The organism is Micromonospora sp. ATLC20, assembly GCF_057196585.1.
Window position 1 is genome coordinate 1 of record NZ_JBXUOV010000258.1, and the last position, 6,113, is coordinate 6,113.

6 protein-coding genes and 2 pseudogenes are annotated in these 6,113 nt (G+C 75.4%); 2 read left to right on the forward strand and 6 right to left on the reverse strand.

Going from position 1 to position 6,113, the window contains the following annotated elements; genetic code table 11:
• Nucleotides 1-208, forward strand: a pseudogene (locus tag AC2CHG_RS29385) (hypothetical protein); the annotation flags it as partial.
• Nucleotides 209-211: 3 nt separating this feature from the next.
• The gene (locus AC2CHG_RS29390; protein ID WP_355513639.1) at nt 212-1,243 is read left to right on the forward strand and encodes an SRPBCC family protein; all 1,032 of its coding nucleotides are present in this window, start codon (nt 212-214) and stop codon (nt 1,241-1,243) included.
• 4 nt (nt 1,244-1,247) lie between these two features.
• Here AC2CHG_RS29390 and AC2CHG_RS29395 read toward each other — a convergent pair whose 3' ends face one another.
• The 6 genes and pseudogenes from AC2CHG_RS29395 to AC2CHG_RS29420 form a co-directional block, all read right to left on the reverse strand.
• Nucleotides 1,248-3,488 carry an AAA family ATPase gene (locus AC2CHG_RS29395; protein ID WP_484526023.1) on the reverse strand — a complete coding sequence of 747 codons (2,241 nt, stop codon included), beginning with the start codon at nt 3,486-3,488 and terminating at the stop codon, nt 1,248-1,250.
• A 36-nt stretch (nt 3,489-3,524) separates the two neighbouring features.
• A complete protein-coding gene (locus AC2CHG_RS29400) occupies nt 3,525-4,019 on the reverse strand; it encodes a hypothetical protein (protein WP_262013295.1) in 495 nt (164 codons plus the stop codon).
• Nucleotides 4,020-4,064: 45 nt separating this feature from the next.
• Nucleotides 4,065-4,826: a GTP-binding protein gene (locus tag AC2CHG_RS29405; protein WP_013288868.1), complete on the reverse strand. Its 762-nt coding sequence runs from the start codon at nt 4,824-4,826 to the stop codon at nt 4,065-4,067.
• Nucleotides 4,804-5,253 carry a DUF742 domain-containing protein gene (locus tag AC2CHG_RS29410; protein WP_484526024.1) on the reverse strand — a complete coding sequence of 150 codons (450 nt, stop codon included), beginning with the start codon at nt 5,251-5,253 and terminating at the stop codon, nt 4,804-4,806. Before AC2CHG_RS29410 ends, AC2CHG_RS29405 begins: the two co-directional genes overlap by 23 nt.
• Nucleotides 5,250-5,714, reverse strand: coding sequence for a roadblock/LC7 domain-containing protein (locus tag AC2CHG_RS29415; protein WP_013288866.1), 465 nt, complete (start codon nt 5,712-5,714; stop codon nt 5,250-5,252). The genes AC2CHG_RS29410 and AC2CHG_RS29415 overlap by 4 nt, the downstream gene beginning before the upstream one ends.
• Nucleotides 5,711-6,113 (reverse strand): annotated as a pseudogene (locus AC2CHG_RS29420) (histidine kinase); the annotation flags it as partial. The pseudogene AC2CHG_RS29420 and the gene AC2CHG_RS29415, both read right to left, overlap by 4 nt.

Consider the following 6,113-nt stretch of genomic DNA (forward strand, 5'->3'; position numbering starts at 1 on the left):
CGGCATCGACGCGATCGGCGGGCGACTGCGGGAGGGCGCCGGCGCGTTGCGCCGCAGGACCGGCGCGGGCCGGCCGGACGCCGAGCGGTCCGGGCCGAACAAGGACCGTTCCGGGCCGGGCGCCGAACGTTCCGCGCCGGACGAGGAGCAGGAGCTGGACGACCAGCCCGCCGCGCCGGTGCCGGCCCGAGCCGATCGGGGGCGGTGAGCCGTGGCGACGGGCAGCCTGGCCGACCGGGCCCGCGACCAGATCGGCGGCGAGCTGCACAATCTCGCCACCGCCCTCGGCGAGCGGGCCGTGCAGGTGGTCACCGACCGGATCACCGACGCCACCGGACGCCTGAGCGAGTACGCGAAGCGGGGCGGCGACCCGGGCCTGGTCGCCGCCGCCACCGGCGCGCAACGGCTCGCCGAGGGCGCCTCGCCGGTGACTGCCATGTTCCGGGCCGGCCTGGCCGGCGGTAAGGAGAAGCTGATGGCGGCGTTCGGTCGCAGGCGCGGCCGGGACGGCGGCCAGAAGCTCAAGGTCACGAACATCGTCGAGACCGTCGAGGTCGGCGTGCCGGTCCGGGCCGCCTACAACCGGTGGACGACGTTCGGCGACTTCCCGAGCTTCATGAAGAAGGTCGAGCAGGCCGACTGCGACGCCGACGAGAAGATGACCTGGAAGGCGCAGGTGCTCTGGTCGCACCGGAGCTGGGAGTCGACGATCGTCCGGCAGATCCCGGACCGGCTCATCCACTGGCGGTCGACGGGCGAGAAGGGCTCGGTCGACGGCACCGTCAGCTTCCACGAGGTCGGCCCGGAGCTGACCCGGATCCTGGTCGTGCTGGAGTACCACCCGCAGGGCTTCTTGGAGCACACCGGCAACCTGTGGCGGGCCCAGGGCCGACGGGTCCGGCTGGAGCTGAAGCACTTCGTCCGGCACGTGATGACCCGGACCGTGCTCGACCCGGACGCGGTCGAGGGCTGGCGCGGCGAGATCGAGGACTCCCAGGTGGTCAAGGACCACGAGACCGCGCTGCGGGAGGAGCGGGGAGACGCCGGGCCGGCGGACGACGAGTACGCCGCCTACGACGAGGGCAACGACTTCGACGACGACGAGTACGCCGGCGAGCCGGTCCTGACCGAGCCGGAGCGTGCCCGCAGCCGGACGGCTCGCGGGCAGCGCGAACCCGAGCGCCGCCGCCGTGTAACGGAGCGCCCCCGCCGCCCCGCCGCCCGCCGCCGCGACGAGCGCTGACCGGTCAGGACCGGCCGGCGGCGTACGACTCCAGCTGCGCGAGCTGCACCGGGTCCAGGGACGGGCGGACCCGGTTCCGGGCCGCCTCGACGTGCGCGGCGGTCACCGTGCTCGCCTCCAGCGACTCCCGCATGGCTGCCAGCGCCGCCTCCCGGACCAGCGCGGTGCAGTCGGCGGCGGAGAAGCCGTCCAGCTCGGCGCCGAGCGCGTCGAGGTCCACGTCCGGCGCGAGCGGGACGTCCCGGGCCGAGGCGCGGAGGATCTCCGTGCGGGCCGGACCGTCCGGCGGCGGCACGTAGACCAGCCGTTCCAGCCGGCCGGGACGCAGCAGCGCCGGGTCGACCAGCTCGGGGCGGTTCGTCGCGCCGACCACCACCACGTTGCGCAGCGCCTCCACCCCGTCCAGTTCGGTCAGCAGCGCCGCCACCACCCGGTCGGTCGTACCGCCGTCGGTGGCCTGCCCGCGTACCGGGGCCAGCGCGTCCACCTCGTCGAGGAACACCAGCGTGGGCGCGGCCTGGCGGGCGCGGCGGAACAGCTCCCGGACCGCCCGCTCGCTCTCACCCACCCACTTCGAGAGCAGCTCCGCGCCCTTCACCGACAGCACGTTCGCCCGCCCGGACCCGGCCAGCGCGGTCACCAGATAGGTCTTGCCGCAGCCGGGCGGACCGTAGAGCAGCACCCCGCGGGGCGGCGTCACGCCCAGCCGGGCGAACGTGTCCGGGTAGGTGAGCGGCCACAGCACCGACTCGGTGAGCGTCTGCTTGACCTCGTGCAGCCCGCCCACGTCGTCAAGCGTCACCGACGCCAGCTCCAGCGTGGACGCGGACATCGTGGTCGGCCGGACCACCTCCAGCGCTGCGGTGAAGTCGGCCATCGCCACCGTCGGCGTCTCCGCCGCCTTCTGGCGCAGCGCCGCGCGTACCCCGGCTTCGCGGACCAGCGCCGCCAGGTCCGCCGCGACGAAACCGGGGGTACGCGCGGCCACCTCGTCCAGCCGGACGTCACCGGCGAGCGGCACCTCACGGGTCAGCACCGTCAGCTGTTCCCGGCGCAGCGCCGCGTCGGGCAGCGGCACGGTGATCCGCAGCGCGAGCAGGTCCGGGCCGCGCAGTGCCGGATCGACCGCCTCGGGGCGTCCGCTGGTGCACACCACAGCGGCACCGGCCCGCAGCGTCTCGGCCACCACCTGGCGGAACACGGTGGCCAGCGGGCCCGGCTCGTCGGCCGGGGCGATCGACTCCACGTCGGTGACCAGCAGCACGGCGGGACCGCCGGCACGTACCGCCGTGGCCGCCTCGCGCAGCCGGCGGGCCGCCGCGTCGTTGCTGAGCGCGGCCAGTTCGGGCGCCCAGAGCGGCCGTACGCCCGCGCCGACCTTGGCGGCGACGGCACGCACGAGCGCGGACTTGCCCGAGCCCGCCGGGCCCTCCACCAGCACGCCGAGCGAGACGGTGGTGCCGAGCCGGCCCAGCACCTCACGGTGGTGGAAGCCCAGGTCCAGCAGCTCGGTCAGCTCCTCGGCCTGGGCGCGCAGGCCGGGCAGCTCGTCCACGTCGGGCGCGTCCTCCGGGCCGAGCAGGTCGGTGTCGGGTTCCGTCTCGGGCGGCGCGGCGGGGGCGGAGACGCGTGCGGCGGAGGCGGAGGACGCCGGGCCGGAGCCGCGGGTGGCGGGACCGTGTTCCCAGCCCACCACCGTGTCCATGGTGACGAGCGCGCCGACCGCCGGTTCGGCCGACACGACGGTGAGCAGCGTGCTCGTCCAGGCGTACCCGACGGAACTCGCCAGACTGCGCCGCGCGGCCTCGATCAGGCCGCGCACGGCGGCGTCCGGCAGCACGTCCTGTGGCAGCAGCGAGACGTCGTCCCCGGCGGTGACCACCTTGCCGAGCAGCGCGAGCCGCAGCATCTCCGGCGGGACCGCGGCGACCACAGCGGCCGGGCCGGACACTGTGAGCCGGCGTGCCGGGGCCGCCGGCAGCGGGCTCACCGTGACCTGGCCGCCGGCCCGCAGGCCGAGGTTGCCCAGCAGCAGGTCGTCGGCGTGCAGGAGGGCGCCGCTGGTGCTCGGCTCGGCGGCGGCAGCGATGCCGGCGGTGACCCGGCGGCCGGTCAGGCGGACCGGGTCGCCGGGGCGCAGCGCCAGCGCGGTGAGCACCTCGGGATGCAGGCGCACCACGCCGCGGCGGGCGTCGAGCGCGGCCGGCCGCAGCGTCGCGGTCAGGGTCAGGTCGGGTTCGGCCACCCGCCGACAGTAGCCGCCCCGATCATCGGTTGCCGGTCAGCGCGGGCCCGGATCGTCCAGCAGCGAGGGGTCGCGCCGGATCATCTCGGCCAGCCGGGCCGCCGGGTCGGACTCCAGCGGGTCGTGGCCGGGCGCCGGCACCGTCTTCACCGACATGGGCCACGCCGGCGGCGGCGCGGGCGGCGCCGCCGGCCCCACCGTCACCGCCGTGCCGGACCAGGAGACCCGCAGCGGGTACGCCTGCTCGCCCAGTTCCACCCGCAGCGTCACGGCCAGCCCCGGGTGCTCGGCCACCACCCGCCGGACCGCCTCGGCGACCTCCTCGACCGGGTCACGCCGCACCGGGGCCTCGCCGCCGCGCAGCCGGTACGCGCCGTGCCCCGCCCGCCCGTCGCCCGGCTCGTCCGCCGCCTCCGCGGGTACGTCCCGCTCGGGCGTCCCGGCCGGTTCGCCGGGCATCGGTGCCCGGCGGCGCAGCGCCTCCTCGCGCCGTGCCATCCGGGCCAGTGTCTCGTCCAGATCACCTCTCATGGCGTCCACCCCTTCGCCAGACAACGGATCGAAACGACTGCCGGTTCAGCCTGCCCGGGATCGGGTGGCCCGGTCCAGCGCGCGGTCCAGGACGACGAGCAGGGCGTCCCGCACCGAGAGGCGGTCCCGGGCGTCGAACTGCACCAGCGGCACGTGCTCACCGATCGCCAGCGCCCAGCGGATCGACGGCAGGTCCAGGGCCAGCCGGCCGTCGAAGGCGTTGACGCCCACCGCGAACGGCAGCCCGGACCGCTCGAAGAAGTCGATCGCCGGGTAGCAGTCGTCGAGCCGGGCGCTGTCCACCACCACGAGCGCGCCGAGCGCGCCCCGGGCCAGGTCGTCCCACATGAACCCGAAGCGCGCCTGTCCGGGCGTACCGAAGAGGTAGAGCTTCAGGCTGCGGTCGATGGTCACGCAGCCGAAGTCCATGGCCACGGTGGTGGTGGTCTTGCCGGCGACCCCGCCCGGGTCGTCGATGCCGATGCCGGCGGTGGTCATCTCCGCCTCGGTGGTCAGCGGCGCGATCTCGGAGATCGCACCGACGGTGGTGGTCTTGCCGACCCCGAACCCGCCGGCGATGAGGATCTTGACCGGGATCGGCGGCCGGGGCGCCGGCACCCGGCTGACGATCGGGGCCGGTTCGGCCGGCGGCACACCCGGCGGCAGGTACGGCAGCGGCGGCGTGGGCGGGGGCGGCGTGGCCCGGCCGATCAGCGGCGCCGGGCCGCCGTAGCGGCTCGGGGCGCTGTTCGCGGCCGGCCCGCCCGTGGCGGCCGCCGGCCATTCAGGAGATCGCACGAAGTCCATCAATCACTCGCAGGATGATGTCGGGATCGAGGGCGTCGTCGACGTCCGCGACGTGCACGTCGAGATGGCCGGCGGCCCGGAGGTCGCCGACCAGCACCCGGGTCACCCCGAAGTGCATCCGGGTCCGGGCGGAGATCTCGGCCACCGAGACGGGCTCGGCGCAGATCGCGACGATCGCCGCCAGCTCCGGGGCCAACCGGGCGGTCACCGCCCACGAGGTGCTGCCCGGACGAGCGGTGACCTGGGTCTCCAGGCCGATCGCCGGGTCACCGTCCACCCGTCCGGAGGTCAGCACGAAGGGGCGTGGGCCGGACGGCTCCCCGTCGCCCGCGTCCGGCTCCGGCACCGGAGCGGACGCGTTCAGGAAGGGGCGGATCCGGACGCCGGGCTCCGGCTCCGGGTCCGCGCCGGCGGCCCCTGGGATCATTGCTGTACGGCGTTCTTCAGCTCGGCGATCAGACGCGGACTCAGAGCGCCGCCGGCGCGCCCGGCGAACAGCGTCATCTCGTACGCCACGGTGCCCAGGTTCGCGGTCCGGTCGGCGACGACGCCGAGGACCGAGCCGCTGCTGATCGCGCTGATCAGCAGGTATCCCTCGGCCATGTCGACGATCACCCGGTTGAGCGCGCCGAGCGCGTACCAGCTCGCGGCACCCCCGGCGAGGCTGGTCATGCCGGAGACCACGGCGGCGAGCCGTTCCGCGTTGGACCGGTCCTTGATCGCGGACATGGCCATCAGCAGCCCGTCCGAGGAGACCGCGATCGCCTCCATCACCCCGGCGGTGCTGGAGGTGAACGAGTCGAGCAGCCAGTTGAAGGTGCGTGCCTCGGGACTGAGGTCGCCGGTGGTGCTCTGTTCGACGTTCTCGTGGAGGAAGGGGCTGGTCACCGTGATGGGTCCTCTTCGTAGCGGCGGTCGGTACTGACTTCGCGCAGAGCACGGGCGACGCCCGCCTCGAATTCGCTGATCCGGTTGCGGACCTCGACGGGATCGCCGGGGTCGGAACTGGTGGGGGGCGCGGACTGTGCCGGGGAGACGGACAGGTTCGCGCCGGGCACCCGGCGGCTGAGCCGGGGCCGTTCCGTCGCCGGGGGCGTGGGATCGACCGCGCCCTCGGCCCGCCGTACCCCGTCCTGGAACGCCTCGACCAGGGCCCGGACGCTCGACGGGTCCGCCGGGACGCCGATCAGCGGACCGCCGGTGGCCGGTCCGGCCGGTCCGGCGGGCGGGGCGGCCGGCAGGTTCGCGCCGGGCACCCGCTGCCGGATCGGCGACCGGGTACCGGGG